Source organism: Pseudomonas cerasi, from assembly GCF_027983475.1.
GTDB classification, from domain to species: domain Bacteria; phylum Pseudomonadota; class Gammaproteobacteria; order Pseudomonadales; family Pseudomonadaceae; genus Aquipseudomonas; species Aquipseudomonas cerasi.
Genome location: NZ_JAQJVM010000003.1, coordinates 797657 through 817301, shown reverse-complemented (window position 1 = coordinate 817301; position 19645 = coordinate 797657). Strand labels below are relative to the sequence as shown.

Here is a 19645-nt window from a genome sequence, read left to right as displayed (position 1 = left end):
GGCAATCCTCGGTGATCAGGTTGGCTGGCACCACGATCTCGGTGCCACCGCCCACGGCTGCGGCCAGTGCTGCCAGCGTCGGCTGGCTGAACAGCACGCGTACATCGGCGCGAAGACCCAACTGGCGCATACGCCCGATCAGGCTCACCGCCAGCAACGAATGACCGCCGAGTTCGAAGAAGTGGTCGTGACGCCCGACCTGTGCGACGCCCAGCAGGTCTTGCCAGATAACCGCGATCTGCTCCTCGATTTCGCCTTGCGGCGCTTCGTAGCCACGGCTGATCAGCGCATCACCGTCCGGTGCGGGTAGCGCCTTGCGGTCCAGCTTGCCGTTCGGCGTCAATGGCATGGTATCGAGCAGTACGTAGATGGCCGGAACCATGTATTCAGGCAACTGCTGCTGCAGGTGACTGCGCAGGGTTTCGATATCGACAGCAGTGTGCTCGGCAGACTGCGTGTAGTAAGCCACCAGACGTTTGTCACCGGGTATGTCTTCACGAGCCGTGACCACGGCTTCATGGACCGCCGGGTGTTTGGCCAGAGCGGCTTCGATTTCGCCGATCTCGATACGCAAGCCGCGGATCTTCACCTGGAAGTCATTACGGCCCAGGTATTCCAGCGCACCATTGGCCAGCCAGCGACCCACGTCGCCGGTTTTGTACAGACGGGCCTGCGGGTCGTTGGAAAACGGGTCAGCGATGAAACTCTCGGCACTCAGCTGCGGCTGGTTAAGGTAACCCCGCGCCACGCCGATGCCGCCAATGTGCAGCTCACCGGCCACGCCCAGCGGTTGCAGCTGGCCCAGGGCATCCAGTACGTGCATCTGAATGTTGGCAATCGGACGGCCGATGGGCACGCTTTCGCCCGGATCTGTCGGACGGCATTCCCAGGCGGTAACGTCGATGGCCGCTTCGGTCGGGCCATAGAGGTTGTGCAGTTCGACGCCCTTGAGGTGTTGCTCGAAGCGGCGCTGCAACGCGCGCGGCAAGGCTTCGCCGCTGCACAGCACTCGACGCAATTGCGGGAAGTCGCGGGTTGAGCGGTGCTCCAGAAATACATCGAGCATTGAAGGCACAAAGTGCAGCAGGGTAATGCCCGCGTCACTCATGACCTGCGCCAGATAGTCAGGGTCCTGATGGCCACCGGGACGCGCCATGACCAGTTCGGCACCGGCCAGCAGCGGCAGGAAAAACTCCCAGACCGACACGTCGAAGCCGAACGGGGTCTTTTGCAGTACCCGATCCTGACTGTTCACTTTATAGGCGTCGCGCGCCCAGAGCAGGCGGTTGACCACGCCCAAGTGTTCATTCATCACGCCTTTGGGCGTGCCGGTGGAACCGGAGGTGTACAGCACATAGGCCAGATGATTGGGCTGCAGACCCAGGACCTTGGCATCCGTGTTGCCGCTCGGCTGCTTAGCCAGTTGCGCGAGGTCATCGCGGTAATCGAGCACCAGCACCGGAACGCTTAGGGCTGGCAGATCTGCAAGCAGATCGTTGCTGGTCAGCACCGCACGAGGGGCGCTGTCGCTGAGCATATAGGCCTGGCGAGCACTCGGCAGGTCCGGGTCAATCGGCACATAGGCACCACCGGCCTTGAGAATACCCAAGAGCGCCACGACCATTTCCGCGCCGCGACGCAGGCTTACTGCGACCCGCGTATCCGGTTCCACGCCCAGTTCGATCAGGCGATGGGCGAGCTGGTTGGCCTGTTGGTTGAGTTCGGCGTAGGTGAGCAGCGGTCCGCTGTCGCCGCGTACGGCGCAAGCACCCGGACGCTGGGCGGCCTGTTGTTCGAACAGTTGGTGAATCAACACGTCGCGAGGATAAGGATGGGCAGTGTCATTGAAACCCGCCAGCAACAGCTCGCGCTCGTCATCCGGCAGTATCGGCAGGCTGTTCAGCGCTGCTTGCGGGGTGTGTTCCAGTGCTTCCACGAGGCTGCGCAGTGCAACCTGCATGTACTCGCCGATGCGCTGAGCATTGATTTGCTGGACGGCCTGAATGGTGAGCATGAAGTCATCGCCCAGGTCATCGACGTTCAGGCACAACGGATAGTTGGTGCGTTCCTCCATGCTCAGGGTCTGAATGCCCTGCCAGGCTGACAATGTGTCGGCCGAGGCCGCACCGTTGTTGCTGTGGCGGTAGTTGAGCAAGGTGCTGAACAGCGGCAGCGAACTCGGCACGCCGCTGCAGCGCTGGGCCAGCGACAGCGAAGCATGTTCATGTCCCAGCAGTGCCGAGAGGCGTTGGTGAGTGACCTTGACCGCCGCCAGAGCGCTCTGGCTGCCGACGCTGATGCGCAACGGCAAGGTGTTGATGAACATGCCCAGCGCCCGGTCGGCACCGTTGCCGCCCTGCATCCTGCCCATCAGTACGGTGCCGAACACGACTTCTTCGCGCCCCGAGACCCGACCTGCCACCTGAGCCCATGCCAGGTGGGCCAGGCTTGCAGCGCTGACCCCCAACTGCCGCGCAATGCTGCGTATACGGCTGCTCAGTTGGCTGTCGAGTAACTGATTCACTTCCTCGATGCCACTGCCATCGCCCTGCACGTCCTGTATGCCGTAAGCCAGAGTCGGTTCGTCGATGTCGCCGAGCATGTCGCGGAAAAACGCTTCGTGTTCAGCCTGGCTGATACCCAGACGCGCCTGTGCCACATGGTTGCGATAAGGCACGGAGGCCGGCAATTGCTCGATATGACCCTGCAGGCTGGCCTGCATTTCCTCCACTACCACTTCCAGAGAGGTGTGATCCAGCGCCAGATGGTGGAACAGCAACATGCCGACCAGACGCTGGTGGGTGGTGTCCTCGGCGTAGGCAATACGCATCAGCGGCGCCTGGCCGATGTCCAGGCGATAGTGCCGTGGGTCAAAGCGCTCGCGCAGTCGTGTCAGCACGTCACCGTCGAGCGGATCGATGGCCACCTCTTCCAGGCTCAGTTTCGCGTTGCGCCATACCACCTGCACCGGCTGCTCAAGCCCCTCCCAGACCACGCTGGTGCGCAGGATGTCGTGACGTTCGACCACGCTCTGCAAGGCCGCGGCGAAACCGGCCAGGCACTCGCGATCATCGAACGTGAAGAGCATCTGCAAGATGTAGGGGTCACCTTCATCCGCGGCCAGATGGTGATAGAGAATGCCTTCCTGCAAGGGGGCCAGGGCGTAGATGTCCTGAATGTTGGCCAGGCCGCCCGGCACGCTGGCGACGACCCGATCAATCCCTGCCTGATCGAGGTCAGCCAGCGGCAGCATGTCCGGGGTAATACGCTCGCAGCCCGGCACGATCAGGTTATCCGGCACTTGCACGTCGGTGTACCCGCCCACCGCCGCAGCGAGTGCGGCCAGGGTCGGCTGGCTGAACAGCACGCGCACGTCAGCCGACAGGTCGATCTGGCGCATGCGCTCGATCAGTTTGACGGCCAGCAGCGAATGCCCGCCCAGTTCGAAGAAATGATCGTGGCGGCCGACCTGCGGCACTTGCAGCAGGGACTGCCAGATCTGCGCGATGGCGATCTCGACATCGCCCTCTGGCGGCGCGTATTCGCGCATTGCCAGTGCCTGCGCATCCGGTGCAGGCAATGCCTTTTGGTCGAGCTTGCCGTTGGCGGTCAGGGGGAAGCTGTCCAGTGCCACAAAAGCACTGGGCACCATGTAGTCGGCCAGAGACAGCAGCAACCGCGCACGCAAGTCAGCCGCGACGATCTCGTGGCCCGGCTCGGCGATCACATAGGCCACCAGGCGCTTGTCACCCGGTTGATCCTCGCGGACCAGCACCAGCGCTTCGCGGACCGTATCGCAGGCAGCCAGCACCGCCTGAATTTCTCCCAGCTCGATACGGAAGCCACGGATCTTGACCTGGTCGTCGTTGCGGCCCAGGTAATCGAGACTGCCGTCAGCCATCCAGCGACCCAGGTCGCCGGTTCGGTACAGGCGCGCTTGAGGATCCTTGCTGAACGGGTTCGCCAGGAAACGCTCGGCGGTCAGCGCTTCACGGTTCAAGTAGCCCCGCGCGACACCGGCACCGCCGACATACAGCTCGCCAACAACACCCACCGGCACCGGCTCGCGACGTGCATCGAGTACATACAACTGCAAATCGGGAATGCGCACACCGATAGGACTCACGCCCGCCCGCTGCGCATCTGCCGCCACCAAGGGGTGGTAGGTCACATGCACCGTGGTTTCGGTGATGCCATACATGTTCACCAATTGCGTACCGGCGTTGATCACCCTGGCGTACCAAGGCTTGAGCATCCCGGTGTCCAGCGCTTCGCCACCAAAAATCACCTGGCGCAAGGAATGTCGCTGATCGCTCTCGCCCTGGGCGTTGAGCAACTGGCGGAACGCGCTCGGAGTCTGGTTGAGCACCGTCACTTCGGCGCTGCACAACAGCGCGTAGCAGTCTTGCGGGGAGCGGCTGACCAGCTGCGGCACGATAAACAAACGCCCGCCGTGCAACAGCGCACCCCAGATTTCCCAGACCGAGAAGTCGAAGGCGAATGAATGGAACAACGCCCAGACATCCTGCTCGTTGAAACCAAACCAGCTCTGTGTGGCCGAGAACAAACGGGCCACGTTGCGATGCTCGACCATTACGCCCTTGGGCAGGCCGGTCGAACCGGAGGTGTAGATGACGTACGCCAGGTGGCGCGGGCTGAGCCCGGTCAGCTGTGGATTGTGACCCGGTTGGGCCTGCAACGCCGGACTGTGCAAATCCATGCGTGGGCCATCGAACGTGCCCAGCAGCGCCAGCCCTGCAGCATCGGCCAGCACCGCCATCGGTGCGCTGTCCTGCACCTGGTAGGCGATACGCTCGGCCGGATAGGCCGGGTCAATCGGCACGTAACCGGCACCGGCCTTGAGCACCCCGAGCAGACCGACGATCATTTCCAGGCTGCGCTCGACACAGATCGCTACCCGGTCATCTGGCTGCACGCCCAGGCCCAGCAGATAATGGGCCACCTGATTGGCGCGAGTGTTCAGCTCGGCATAGGTCAGGGTGCGGTCTTCGTAATGCAAGGCCACGGCATTCGGCTGCGCCACCACCCAGGCTTCGAAGGTACGGTGAATCAGGGTGTCGTCGGCCTGCAGGGCATGCGGAGTGTTCCAGCTTTCCAGCAGTTGCTGGCGCTCGATCGCGGGCAGGATATTCAGCGCTCCCAGCGCAGCGTCCGGGGTCTGTTCCAGTGCTTGCACCAGATTTTCCAGCACACAGTGCATGTAGGTACACACACGTTTGGCACCGATCTGCCCTTCGGTCATGACGGTCAAGGCGAAACCTTCGCCCAGATCATCCACGCACAAGGTCAGCGGGTAGTTGGTGCGTTCTTCGCCATGCAGCGCCTGAATGCCTTCCCAGGCGACCAGCGCCTGGTCACTTGCGTCGAGATCACCGGTATGGCGAAAGTTGAGCAGCGAGCTGAACAATGGCGTCGAAGCGGGTACACCACTGCAACGTTGGGCCAGTACCAGCGAGGCGTGCTCATGGGCCAGCAGCCCGCTGAGTCGTGCGTGGGTGGCTTTCAGACCGCTGCGCACGCCCTGCTCGCCCAGCGTGACACGCAACGGCAAGGTGTTGATGAACATCCCCAGCGCCCTGTCAGACCCGGCACCGCCCTGCAGACGACCGAGCAATACGGTGCCGAACACCACATCGTCCTTGCCGGATGCAGCGCCCAGTACACGGGCCCAGGCCAGGTGATAAAGGCTGGCGGAGCTGACCCCGAGCTGTCGGGCCTGCACGCGCAGGCGGCGGCTCAGGTCGATGTCGACCACCTGGCGTACTTCCTCGATACCGCTTCCGTCGCCCTGCACGTCCTGCAGGCCGAATGGCAGCGTCGGCTCATCGACGTCACCGAGCATGTCGTGGAAAAACGCCTCGTGCTCTTCACGGCTGACACCGAGCATTGCCTGGGCCACGTAGTTGCGATAAGGCACGGACGGTGGCAGCGAGGCTTGCTGCCCGAGCATGTACGCCTCGATTTCACTGGTGAGAATGCGCAGCGAGGTGGCATCGTCCACCAGGTGATGGAACAGCAGCATGCCCAGCCAGCGATTATTCGCCGCGTCCTGTGCATAGCCGATACGCAGCATCGGCGCCTGACGGATGTCCAGACGCGTGTGACGAGGGTCCAGGCGCTTGATCAGTTGTTCGGTGATGTCGCCTTCGGCCGGGTCCAGCACCTGCTCATCCAGGCCCAGAGTTGCCTCACGCCAGACCACCTGCACGGGTGCGTCGAGACGCTCCCAAAGCATCGCGGTGCGCAGGATATCGTGGCGGGCGATCACGCCTTGCAGGGCCTGAGCGAAACTGTGCAGCCGCTCGAGGCTGTCAAAGGCAAACAGTGCATATTGCAGGTACGGGTCACCTTCGACTGCGGCAAGGTGGTGATACAAAATCCCCTCCTGCAACGGTGCCAGGGCATAGATGTCCTGCACGTTGGCCAGGCCGCCGGGCACGCTTGCCACCACGCGGTCGATATCGTCCTGGCTCAGCGACACCAGCGGCAGCATGTCCGGGGTGATGCGCTCACAGCCGGCGGGAATAAGGTTAGCGGGGGCTTCTACAGCACCCTTCCCGCCCACTGCGGCCGCCAGGGCAGACAGGGTCGGCTGGCTGAACAGCACGCGCACATCGGCAACCAGATCGATCTGGCGCATGCGCTCGATCAGTTTCACGGCCAGCAGCGAGTGGCCGCCCAGCTCAAAGAAATTGTCATGACGACCAACCTGCTCCAGTTGCAGCAGGTCTTGCCAGATACGCGCAATGGCCATCTCGGTATCGTTTTCAGGTGCTTCATAGCCGCGACTGGCCACCGCCGAGCGGTCGGGTGCTGGCAAAGCCTTGCGGTCGAGCTTGCCGTTGGCCGTCAGCGGGAAACTTTCCAGGCTGACAAAGGCGCTTGGCAGCATGTACTCGGCCAGCGACAGGCGCAGTTGCTCGCGCAGTTGCGTAGCGTCCGGTTCCAGTCCCGCCGTACCGATGACGTAGGCCACCAGACGCTTGTCACCGGGCTCGTCCTCACGCACCAGCACCAGCGCATCCTGTACAGCGTCACACGCGGCCAGTTGTGCTTCGATCTCGCCCAGTTCGATACGGAAACCGCGAATCTTGACCTGTTCGTCGTTACGGCCCAGGTATTCCAGGCTGCCATCGGCCAGCCAGCGTCCGAGGTCGCCGGTGCGATACAGGCGCGCACCCGGCGCCGTACTGAACGGGTTGTCGATAAAACGCTCGGCCGTCAGTGCTTCACGGTTCAGGTAGCCACGCGCCACACCGGCGCCGCCGACATACAGCTCGCCAACCACGCCGACCGGTACCGGCTCGCCATTGGTGTCGAGGACATACAGTTGCAAATCGGGAATGCGCCGGCCGATCGGGCTGGAACCGCTACGCTGTGCATCGTCGGCCTGCAACGGGTGATAGGTCACATGCACCGTGGTTTCGGTAATTCCGTACATGTTCACCAGTTGTGTCTCGGCATTCACGTTGCGGGCATACCACGGCTTGAGCATCGCCGTTTCCAGCGCTTCACCACCGAAAATCACCTGACGCAGCGAATGCGCCTGCGCGTTCTCGCCCTGGGCAGCAATCAGTTGCCGGAACGCGCTCGGCGTCTGGTTGAGCACCGTTACCCCAGCGCTGCATAGCAATGTGTAGAAGTCTTCCGGCGAGCGGCTGACCAGTTGCGGCACGATCAACAGACGTCCGCCGTGCAGCAATGCGCCCCAGATTTCCCAGACCGAGAAGTCAAAGGCGAACGAGTGGAACAGCGCCCAGACATCCTGTTCATTGAAACCGAACCACTCTTCAGTGGCCGAGAACAGCCTTGCAACGTTGCGATGCTCGACCATCACGCCCTTGGGCAGGCCGGTGGAGCCGGAGGTATAGATCACATAGGCCAGGTCGCTGGACTTGACCGCTACCTGCGGATTGCACACGGATTCGTCTTGCAAGTCGGCATCGTCAAGACTGATGATTGGCAGTTCCGTCACTGGCAAGGCTTGCTGCACGGTCTGCTGGCTCAACAACGCCACCGGCGTGCTGTCGCCGAGGGTATAGGCCAGGCGCTCCAGCGGGTAAGCCGGATCAAGCGGTACATAACCGGCACCGGATTTGAGGATACCCAGCAAGCCGATAATCATCGCCGGGCCACGCTCGACGCAGATCGCCACGCGATCATCCGGGCGCACGCCCAATGCCAGCAAGCGATGCGCGACCTGGTTGGCGCGGGCGTTGAGTTCGCCGTAGCTCAGGGTTTGATCTTCGAATACCAGCGCCACGGCGTCTGGTCGTTCTGTAGCGCGGGCTTCGAATTGCTGGTGGATCGGTGTTTCGTGTGCATAGGTGTTGCCGGGCTCGTTCCACTGTTCGAGCAACTGCTTACGCTCGCTGAGCGGCAATATTGAAATAGCATGCAGCGGGGTTTGCGGTGCCTGTTCCAGCGCATCGATCAGCCCCTCTACGGCCAGTTGCAAATAGTCACACACACGCTGCGCGCCGATGCTCGCCGTGACCAGCGAGGTGAACAGAAAACCTTCACCCGTATCGTCAACGTTGACGGTCAATGGGTAGTTGGTGCGCTCTTCATCGGCCAGCCCCAGCGACTGCATGCCATTCCACGCCGTCAGTGCCTCATCGGTCACGGCGACGTTGCTATGGCGATAATTGAGCAAGGCGCTGAACAGCGGCGTCGGTGCGACCACGCCACTGCAACGCTGGGCCAGCGCCAGGGACGCATGCTCGTGGCCGAGTAAGCCGGTCAAGCGCCGATGCGTGGCCTTGACCCCTTCACGCACGCCCTGGTCGCCCAGGTCTATCCGTAGTGGCAAGGTGTTGATGAACATGCCAAGGGCTCGTTCGGCACCTCGACCGCTCTGCATCCGGCCCATCAGGATGGTGCCGAACACCACGTGTTCACGTCCGCTGACGCGGCCCAGCATCTGCGCGAACGCCAGGTGGATCAGGCTCGCCGCACTGACCCCAAGTTGCCGCGCCTGAACTCTCAAGCGTTGGTTCAAAGCGCCGTCCAGCTGCAGGCGGGCATGATCGAGAGCGCTGCCGTCGCCTTGCACATCGTGCAGGCCGAATGGCAGCGTCGGCTCGTCGATGTCGCCGAGCATGTCCTGGAAGAACTGCTCGTGATCCTGCTCGTTCAGGCTTTGTCGGGCCTGAGCGACATAATTGCGGTAGGGAATGGAGTCGCCAAGTTGCTCGGCCTGACCGAGCAGGCAGACCCGCATTTCATGCTGCACCTGATCCAGCGCGGTGTGGTCGAGGATCATGTGGTGGAACATCAAGATCGCCACCCAGCGCTGGTTAACGGTGTCCAAAGCACACACCATGCGCATCAAGGGTGCCTGACGGATGTCCAGGCGTATCTGGCGTGGGTCAAGGCGCTCCTGCAACTGACGGGTTACATCACCCAGCCTGGGGTTGAGTTGAACTTCTTCGACGCCTAGCTCGACCTGGCGCCAGACCACCTGCAACGGTTCATCAAGGCTTTCCCAGTGCATGGACGTGCGCAGAATGTCATGGCGGTCGATGACCATTTGCAGCGCTTTGGCGAAGGTGTCAACGTGTGCGCGGCTGTCAAAGGCAAACTGCGCCTGCAACACATAGGGGTCGCCCCGTTCGGCGCTGATGTGGTGGTAGAGAATGCCTTCCTGCAACGGCGCCAACGGATAGATGTCCTGCACGTTCGCTGCGCCACCGGGCACGCAGGCCACCACCTGGTCGATCTGCTCCTGATTCAGGTCGATCAACGGCAGCATGTCCGGAGTGATTCTCCGGCAGTCCGCAGGAATGCCGTTGGCCGGAATGACCAGCTCGTCGACCGCGCCTGCCGACGCAGCCAGTGCCGCGAGGGTCGGCTGGCTGAACAGCGAACGCACGTTGGCGCTCAGGCCGGCCTGGCGCATACGTTCAATCAGACTCACTGCCAGCAGCGAATGACCGCCCAGTTCAAAGAAGTGGTCGTGGCGACCGACACGCTCGATCTTGAGCAAGTCGCTCCAGATCTTCGCCAGAGTGATTTCGGCTGTGCCTTGTGGCTCCTCGTAGCCGCCACGGATCAGTGCATTACCGTCCGGTGCTGGCAGGGCCTTGCGGTCGAGTTTACCGTTCGGGGTCAGCGGCATTGCGTCGAGCAGCACATAGGCCGCCGGGATCATGTGGGCCGGCAGTTGTTCCTGCAGCCAGCCGCGCAGGCTATCGATGTCCACCGAAGCCTGCCCTGCGCTCAGGGTGTAATAAGCCGCCAGACGCTTGTCGCCGGGAATGTCTTCTCGGGCAGTCACTACGGCTTCGTGGATCGCCGGGTGTTTGGCCAGGCGTGCATCGATCTCGCCCAATTCGATACGGAAGCCGCGGATTTTCACCTGATCGTCGTTACGGCCCAGGTATTCGATATTGCCGTCTGGCAGATACCGGCCAAGGTCGCCGGTGCGGTACATGCGTGCCGCAGGCTGTTGGCTGAAAGGGTCCTTGAGGAAGCGTTCGGCAGTCAGGTCGTCACGGTTCAGGTAACCGCGCGCCACACCGGCCCCGCCGATGTAGATCTCGCCCACAACGCCCAGTGGAACGGGCTGTTGCTGTTCATTCAGCAGGTAGAACTGCGTATTGCCCACTGGTTTGCCGATGTGCGCAGCGAAGCCGTCTTCGCGATCCATCGCCACCCAGCTTGAGTAGGTGGTGGTTTCCGAGGGGCCGTAGAGGTTGCACAGGCGCTGCACGTCAGTTTTTTCGAACAGCGATTCAACCAGGCTGCGTTTCAGTGCTTCACCCGCCACGTTCACGGTGTGCACAGATTCCGGCAGGCCGTTAACTTCCAGCAGTGCTTTCAGCGCCGACGGCACGGTGTTGATCAGGCCGATATCGTGGTCGCCGTGTTGCAGTTCCAGCACGTTCCTGACGACTTCGATGCTGCCGCCCGAGGTCAGCGGCGCGAAGCACTCGTAGACCGCGAGGTCGAAGTTCAGCGAAGTGGAGAACAGCGTTTTTTCCAGTGCTGCCCCGTCAAAAGCCGTGTGTGCCCAGCTCAGGAAGTTCACGGTGTTGCGGTGTTCGATCATTACGCCTTTTGGCAGGCCGGTCGAACCCGAGGTGTAGATCAGGTACGCCAGATGCGCTGAAGTCAGCCCCGGCACCTGCGGATTCTGGACGGATTCGTCCTGCCAGTTGCACTGATCAAGATTGATAACAGGCACCGAAACGTCGGTCAGCAGCGCCTCAGTTGCCGACTGCGCCAACACAGCGGCAGGCACGCTGTCCTGCAACATGTAAGCAATACGTTCCGCTGGATACGCCGGGTCGAGCGGCACATAACCGCCGCCCGCCTTGAGGATCGCCAGCAAACCGACGACCATCTCCACACCGCGTTCTACACAGATCCCGACCCGCGAATCCGGCTGCACGCCCTGTTTGCGCAAGGCATGCGCCAGGCGGTTGGCCTGCTCGTTAAGCTCGCGATAGGTCAGATGTTGTTCGCCATGCACTACGGCCACATCATCTGGCGTGCGCTCGACTTGTGCTTCGAACAGCCCGTGAATGGTCTGTTGCTGCGGGTAATCCAGCGCGGTGTCGTTGAACGCCACCAGCAACTGCTCACGTTCGGCAGCAGGCAGGACCGGCAGGCGGCCGAGGGCCGAGGACGGTGACTGTTCCAGCACATCCACCAGATGCTCCAGCACAGTCTGCATGTAAGCGCAGACCCGTTTGGCACCCACGGTACTGCTGACCAGCATGTTCAGGTTGAAGCCTTCACCGGAGTCATCGACGTTCAAGGTCAATGGATAGTTGGTGCGTTCTTCGCTGTTCAGCGTATGAATACCCTGCCAGGCCTGGGTAGCCCGCTCGGATACGCTGCCAGGCGCACTGTGGCGATAGTTGAGCAGCGAACTGAACAGTGGCGTCGGTGCGGCAATGCCGCTGCAACGCTGAGCCAGCGCCAGCGAAGCATGTTCGTGACCCAGCAAGGCAGTCAGACGCTCATGGGTGGCCTTGACCGCGTCACGCACGCTCTTTCCGCCCACTGAAACCCGCAGCGGCAAGGTGTTGATGAACATCCCCAAGGCCCGCTCGGCGCCTTCCCCTGCCTGCATCCGGCCCATCAGCACGGTGCCGAACACTACGTCCTGCCTGTTGGAAACCGTGCTCAACACCTGAGCCCAGGCCAGGTGCAGCAGACTGGCGGCGCTCACGCCCTGTTGTCGGGCCTGAGCGCGCAGTCTCAGGTTCAACCGAGGGGCCAGCGCCAGGTTGGCTTCCTCGATATCAAGGCCATCGCCCTGCACATCCAGCAGGCCGAATGGCAGCGTCGGCTCGTCCACATCCCCGAGCATGTCGCGGAAAAACGCTTCGTGCTCGGCCTGGCTGACACCCAGTCGCGCCTGGGCCACATAATTGCGGTATGGCACCGGTGTCGACAGGTTTTGAGCTTCGCCCAACAGCCAGGCCTGCATTTCATGCTGTACCACGGCCATCGCCATGTTATCGAGGACCATGTGGTGGAACAGGAGCATCGCGCAGATCCGCTGGTTCAGGGGGTCTTCGGCGTAGGCCAAGCGCATCAGCGGTGCCTGAGTGACATCCAGGCGGTGGTGACGCGGGTCGAAGCGGCTGTGCAGTTGCGCGCTGACATCACCGGCTGCGGGGTCGAGTTGCAACGCCTCAAGAGGCAATTGCGCGTGGCGCCAGACCACTTGTACGGGTGAGTCCAGGCCTTTCCAGATTACACCGGTGCGCAGAATGTCGTGTCGATCAATAACTGCCTGCAAAGCCTGGACGAAAGCGTCCAGGCACGCGTGGTCGTCAAAGGCGAAATGCGCCTGCAGCACATACGGATCGCCCTGCTCGGCGGCGATGTGGTGATAGAGAATGCCTTCCTGCAACGGCGCCAACGGGTAGATGTCCTGCACATTCGCCACGCCGCCCGGCACGCTGGCAACCACCTGGTCGATCTGTGCCTGGGTCAGGTTGGCCAGTGGCAGTAGTTCAGACGTAATGCGTTGGCAATCCTCGGTGATCAGATTGGCTGGCACCACGATGTCCGTGCTACCGCCGACTGCGGCAGCCAGTGCAGATAACGTCGGCTGACTGAACAGCACGCGTATATCGGTGCTCAGACCCAACTGGCGCATACGTCCGATCAGGCTGACTGCCAGCAGCGAGTGACCGCCGAGTTCGAAAAAGTTGTCGTGACGACCAATCCGGGCAACGCCCAGCAGCTCTTGCCAGATGGCCGCGATCTGCGTTTCGGTTTCACCTTGTGGAGCTTCGTAGCCACGGCTGATCAGTGCATCGGCGTCCGGTGCTGGCAAAGCCTTGCGGTCGAGTTTGCCGTTCGGGGTCAGCGGCATGGCCTCAAGCCGCACATAAATGGCCGGCACCATGTACTCAGGCAGCTTTTCCTGCAAATGCCTGCGCAGGTTATCGATGTCGACCACGGTGTTTCCGGTCGCCAAGGTGTAATAAGCCACCAGACGCTTGTCGCCCGGCACATCTTCGCGGGCTGTCACTACGGCTTCGTGGACGGCCGGGTGTTTGGCCAGACGCGCATCGATCTCGCCCAGTTCGATACGGAAGCCGCGGATTTTCACCTGATCGTCGTTACGGCCGAGGTATTCGATATTACCGTCTGGCAGATAACGGCCAAGGTCGCCGGTACGGTACATGCGTGCCGCTGGGTTTTGGCTGAACGGGTCTTTGAGGAAACGCTCGGCAGTCAGGTCGTCACGGTTCAGATAACCGCGCGCCACGCCAGCACCGCCGATGTAGATCTCACCGGCAACGCCCAGTGGCACAGGCTGTTGCTGTTCGTCCAGCAGGTAAAACTGTGTATTGCCGACCGGCTTGCCGATGTGAGCTGCGAAGCCATCTTCACGATCCATTGCCACCCAGCTTGAATAGGTGGTCGTTTCGGATGGGCCGTAGAGGTTGCACAGGCGCTGCACGCCGGTTTTTTCGAACAGGTTTTCCACGAGGCTGCGTTTCAGCGCTTCACCGGCGACGTTGACTGTATGGACCGATTTCGGCAGTCCATCGACTTCCAGCAAGGCCTTGAGCGCCGATGGTACGGTGTTGATCAGGCCGATATCGTGCTCGCCGTGTTGCAGTTCCAGCACGTTTTTGACGACTTCGATGCTGCCGCCCGAGGTCAGCGGTGCAAAACACTCGTAGACCGCGAGGTCGAAGTTCAGCGAGGTGGAAAACAGTGTTTTTTCCAGTGCAGAGCCGTCAAAAGCCGTGTGCGCCCAACTGAGGAAGTTCACAGTATTGCGGTGTTCGATCATCACGCCTTTCGGCAGGCCGGTGGAACCCGAGGTGTAGATCAGGTAGGCCAGATGCGCTGAAGTCAGCCCCTGTACCTGCGGATTCTGGACGGATTGGTCCTGCCAATCGCTCAGATCAAGATTGATGACAGGTACTGAAGCGTCGGCCAGCAAGCCCTGAGTCGCGGTTTGCGCCAGCACTGCGGCCGGAGCGCTGTCCTGCAACATGTAAGCGATACGTTCCGCTGGATAAGCCGGGTCGAGTGGCACGTAACCGCCGCCCGCCTTGAGGATCGCCAACAAGCCGATGACCATCTCCACGCCGCGTTCTACACAAATGCCTACCCGCGAATCCGGCTGAACGCCCTGCTTGCGCAAGGCATGGGCCAGGCGGTTGGCCTGCTCGTTAAGCTCGCGATACGTCAGGCGCTGTTCGCCGTGGACGACCGCAAGAGCCTGCGGCGTAAGCTCGACCTGTGCTTCAAACAGCCCGTGAATGGTCTGCTGCTGCGGGTAATCCAGCGCGGTGTCATTGAAATCCACCAGCAAATGATCACGCTCGACAGCTGGCAGAATCGACAGACTTTGCAACGACGCTTGTGGCATTAACTCAAGCGCGTCCACCAGTTGTTCCAGCGCCGTGTGCATGTAGCCACACACACGCTGCGCACCGACCGTGCTCGCCGCCAGCGCGGTCAGTTTGAAGCCGTCACCAAGGTCATCGACGTTCAAGGTCAATGGATAGTTGGTGCGTTCTTCACTGTTCAGGGCTTGAATACCCTGCCAGGCCTGGGCAGTTTGTTCTGCAGCGCTGCCCACCGCGCTGTGGCGGTAATTGAGCAGTGCGCTGAACAGTGGCGTTGGTGCGGCTACACCGCTGCAACGCTGGGCCAACGCCAGTGAGGCATGTTCGTGAGCGAGCAACGCGGTAAGTTGCGCGTGTGTTGCCTTGACCCCGGCGCGTACCCCTTGCCCGCCTACGGCGACCCGCAGCGGCAAGGTATTGATGAACATTCCCAGCGCCCTGTCAGCGCCCTCGCCGGCCTGCATACGGCCCAGCAGTACAGTACCGAACACCACATCGCGACGATCGGAAACCTTGCCCAGCACCTGAGCCCACGCCAGATGCACCAGACTCGCGGCACTCACACCCTGTTGTCGGGCCTGAGCACGCAGTCGCAGGTTCAACTGGCTGTCCACGACAAGAGCGGCTTCTTCGATATCACGGCCATCGCCCTGCACATCCTGCAGGCCGAAAGGCAGCGTCGGTTCGTCGATATCGCCCAGCATGTCGCGGAAAAACACTTCATGATCCGCCTGGCTGACCCCCAGACGCGCCTGAGCCAGGTAATTGCGATAGGGCACCGGCGCCGACAAGGATTCTGCCTCGCCCAACAGCCAGGCCTGCATTTCATGCTGCACCACTTCCATGGCCATATGGTCCAGGGCCATATGATGGAAAAGCAGCATCGCGATAATTCGCTGGTTGAGCGGGTCCTCGGCATGGACCAGGCGCATCAGTGGCGCTTGAGTCATATCGAGGCAGTAGTGACGCGGATCGAAGCGGCTATGCAGTTGCGCGCCGATCTCTCCGTCCGCCGGGTCAAGTTCAAGCCCCTCAAGGTGTAATTTCGCTTCACGCCAGACCACCTGCACGGGTGAGTCCAGACCGTCCCAGACCACCCCGGTACGCAGAATGTCATGCCGGTCGATAACCATCTGCAAGGCTTGAACGAAGGCGTCCAGGCGCTCGCGGTCATCAAAGGCAAACTGGCTCTGCAGCACATAGGGGTCGCCCTGCTCGGCTGCCATGTGGTGATAGAGAATGCCTTCCTGCAACGGTGCCAGCGCGTAGATATCCTGAACATTTGCCACGCCGCCGGGTACGGTAGCGACCACTTGGTCGATCTGCACCTGGGTCAGATTCGCCAGTGGCAACAGCTCCGGGGTGATGCGCTCGCAGCCTTTGTCTATCAGGTTGGCGGGTACCTTGATGTCATGGCCTGCGCCGACGGCTGCGGCCAGTGCGGCCAGCGTGGGCTGGCTGAACAGCACGCGTACATCGGCGCTCAGGCCCGCCTGACGCATACGTTCGATCAGGCTGACGGCCAGTAGCGAATGCCCGCCGAGCTCAAAGAAGTGATCGTGGCGGCCGACGCGCTCAACGTTGAGCAATTCGGACCACAAGCGCGCCAAGGTGATTTCCACTTCCCCCTCGGGTGCCTCGAATTCACGGCTGGCATAGGCGTCAGCGTCCGGTGCCGGCAAGGCCCGGCGATCCAGCTTGCCGTTGGCGGTCAGCGGGAAAGAATCCAGCACCATAAAGGCGCTTGGCACCATGTATTCGGCCAGAGAAGCCGCCAGTTCGCGGCGCAGTTCGACCGCTGACAAGGCGCTGTTGTCTTCGCCGACCACGTATGCCACCAGGCGCTTTTGCCCAGGTTCGTCCTGGCGGGCCAACACCACGGCCTCCCTGACGCCAGAGCATTCGACCAGACATGCTTCGATTTCACCCAGTTCGATACGGAAACCACGGATTTTCACCTGGTCATCGTTACGGCCCAGATACTCGATAACCCCGTCTGCGTTCCAGCGGCCGAGGTCACCCGTGCGGTACAACAGGGCTCCAGCGTCGTCGCTGAAAGGATTGTCGACAAACTGTGTGGCGTTCAGCTCAGGACGGTTCAGGTAACCCTTGGCCACGCCCTGCCCGCCGATATACAGCTCCCCGCCCACGCCCACGGCCACCGGTTGGCGCAGGGTATCGAGCACATAAACCTGGCTGTTGCCAATCGGGCGACCGACAGGAATACCGCCGTTGCCGACCGAGGTGATCTCATGGGTCGTGGAAAAGGTCGTCGCTTCGGTCGGGCCGTAGCCGTTGAGCAAGTGTCGCGGAGCGCCTTGTTTCAATACCCGGGCGATCACCGCCGGGTCCAGCACATCACCACCGACGATCAGGTAGCGCAATTTCGCGAAGGCCTCCATCAGGCCGTCGGCATACTGATGGAACAGGCCCGCGGTCATCCACAGCACGCTGACCGACTGGGACAACAGCAGCGCGCGGAGCTCGTCCAGAGACAGCAACACCGACTGCTCCACCACAACCACGCAGCCGCCATTGAGCAGTGGCGCCCAGACATCCAGGGTGCTGGCGTCGAACGCCGGGTTTGAGGCGAACGCTACACGATCCTGTGCATTGAAGTCAGCGTAACCGTTGTTGATCACCAGACGGCTGACAGCACGGTGCGGCACCAATACGCCTTTGGGCATACCGGTGGAACCGGAGGTGTACATGATGTAGGCCACCGATTCGGCGGACGCTGATGATGCCGGGTTGTGCGCATCGCTTGGCAGTTGCAGCAGGTCAAGGTCAATCCGCTGGATGCCTTCAGGCAGGTCGTGGCGAGCCAGCGTCAACACTTGCCGCGCCCCGCAGTCTTGCAGCATGAACGCTTGACGTTCGGCGGGGGCGTTGATGTCCAGCGGCACGTATGCCGCCCCGCATTTGATAATGGCCAATTGACCGGCCAGCAGATCAAGGGAACGCTCCAGCAGCAATGCCACCCGCTCACCCGGTTGCACGCCGAGGTCGACCAGGTGACGAGCTAGCGCGTTGGCGCGACCGTTCAATTCCCGGTAGGTCAGGCACTGGTCATTCTGTACAGCAGCAAGTGCATCAGGCTGCGCCGCCACTTGCTGTTCGAAAAGTTCCTGCAGGCTGCTGTTGCGTGGGTAGTCGCGTGCCGTGTCATTGAAGTCATGCAGCACTTGCTGGCGTTCGGCTGAAGAGAGGACTTGCAGACGCTGCAAAGGGGTTTGCGGCTGCTGCTCCAGCGCCTCTACCAGCGCGCCGAGTGCCGTCAACATATACTCGCCGATGCGCTGTGCACCGATCTGCGCCAGGGCCTGAACCGTCAGGCTGAAGCGCTGGCCCAGGTCGTCCACCGACAGAGTGATCGGGTAAGTGCTCTGCTCCTCGCTGCCCAGGCTCTGCAAGCCATTCCAGGCCTGGAGCGCTTCGGCCGAAGCCACCGATTCGCTGGCACTGTGACGGTAATTGAGCAGCGAATTGAACAACGGCGCCGGTGCGGCCACGCCGCTGCAACGCTGGGCCTGGGCCAGGGACGCATGTTCATGACCGAGCAAGGCAGTCAGTCGAGCGTGGGTGGTTCTGACCCCTTCACGCACCGCGTGCCCTTCCAGCTTGACCCGCAACGGCAAGGTGTTGATGAACATGCCCAGTGCCCGATCGGCACCGTCGCCGCCCTGCATCCGGCCCATCAGCACTGTGCCGAAAACCACATCCGATTTGCCCGACAGTGCACCCACCACCCGCGCCCAGGCGAGGTGATGCAGGCTCGCGGCACTGACCCCAAGCTGCCGGGCCTGTGTGCGCAGGCGCGCGCTCAACGCTTCATCGACGGGCAGGTGCACATCTTCGATCAGTTGCTCGCTGCCCAGCGTTTCGACCACGCCGAACGGCAGCGTCGGCTCGTCGATGTCGGCCAGCATCTCGCGGAAAAAACCTTGATGAGCATCAGCCCCGACACCCAGCCGAACCTGTGCCACGTAGTTGCGATACGGCACTGCTTCGGGCAAGGCATGGCCTTCGCCGAGCAGAAAGGCCTGCATCTCGTGTTTCACCAGCTCAAGCGCGGCGTGGTCAATGGCAATGTGGTGGAACAGCAGGATAGCGACCCAGCGAGCGTTGGCCGGATCTTCAGCACAGACCATGCGCATCAACGGGGCCTGGCGTAAATCGAGGCGGAACTGCCGGGAATCATAGCGTTCGTGCAACTGGGTTTCGATGTCGCCGTCAGCCACGTCCAGCGTCAGTTCATCCACGGCCAGCGCCGCATCGCGCAACACCACTTGCACCGGTTCGTCTAGGCCTTCCCAAACCATCGCCGTGCGCAGGATGTCATGGCGTTCGATCACCGCCTGCAGTGCCTGGGCGAAGTCGTCGAGACGTTCGCGGCTCTCGGCCCCGAACAACGCCCGCAATACATACGGGTCGCCCTGCCCGGCCGCCAGGTGATGATAGAGAATCCCTTCCTGCAGAGGCGCCAGCGGATAGATGTCCTGCACATTGCCAGCCCCGCCCGGTATCGCATCGACGATTCTGTCAATCGCCTCTTGGCTCAGATTGGCCAGCGGCAGCATGTCCGTGGTAATGCGAAACGCCGGACTGAGCCAGTCACCGCCCATTCGAGCTACCAGCGTCAGCAGTTCTGCCTTGTGCACGCTCAGGCTTTCAAGAGTGGCACTGTCCAGCCCCTCGTCGTCTCCGAGAATCACCAGATCATCTTCTTCCTGTTGAAGACGGATCGGGTGCGTGGAAAGAACTGCCATCAATTCGCTGAAGTGCAT

The 19645-nt window shown here is 61.9% G+C and carries 1 protein-coding gene (only partly in view); it reads right to left on the bottom strand.

Annotated features, from left to right (window positions below; all coding sequences use genetic code 11):
- A protein-coding gene (gene sypC, locus PI739_RS19330; protein WP_271352106.1) for a syringopeptin non-ribosomal peptide synthetase SypC crosses the window boundary here: on the bottom strand, nt 1-19645 show its 5' end (the start). 20954 nt of this gene lie to the left of the window's left edge; the window shows 19645 of its 40599 coding nt (coding positions 1-19645); it begins with the start codon at nt 19643-19645; its stop codon lies off the left edge, out of view.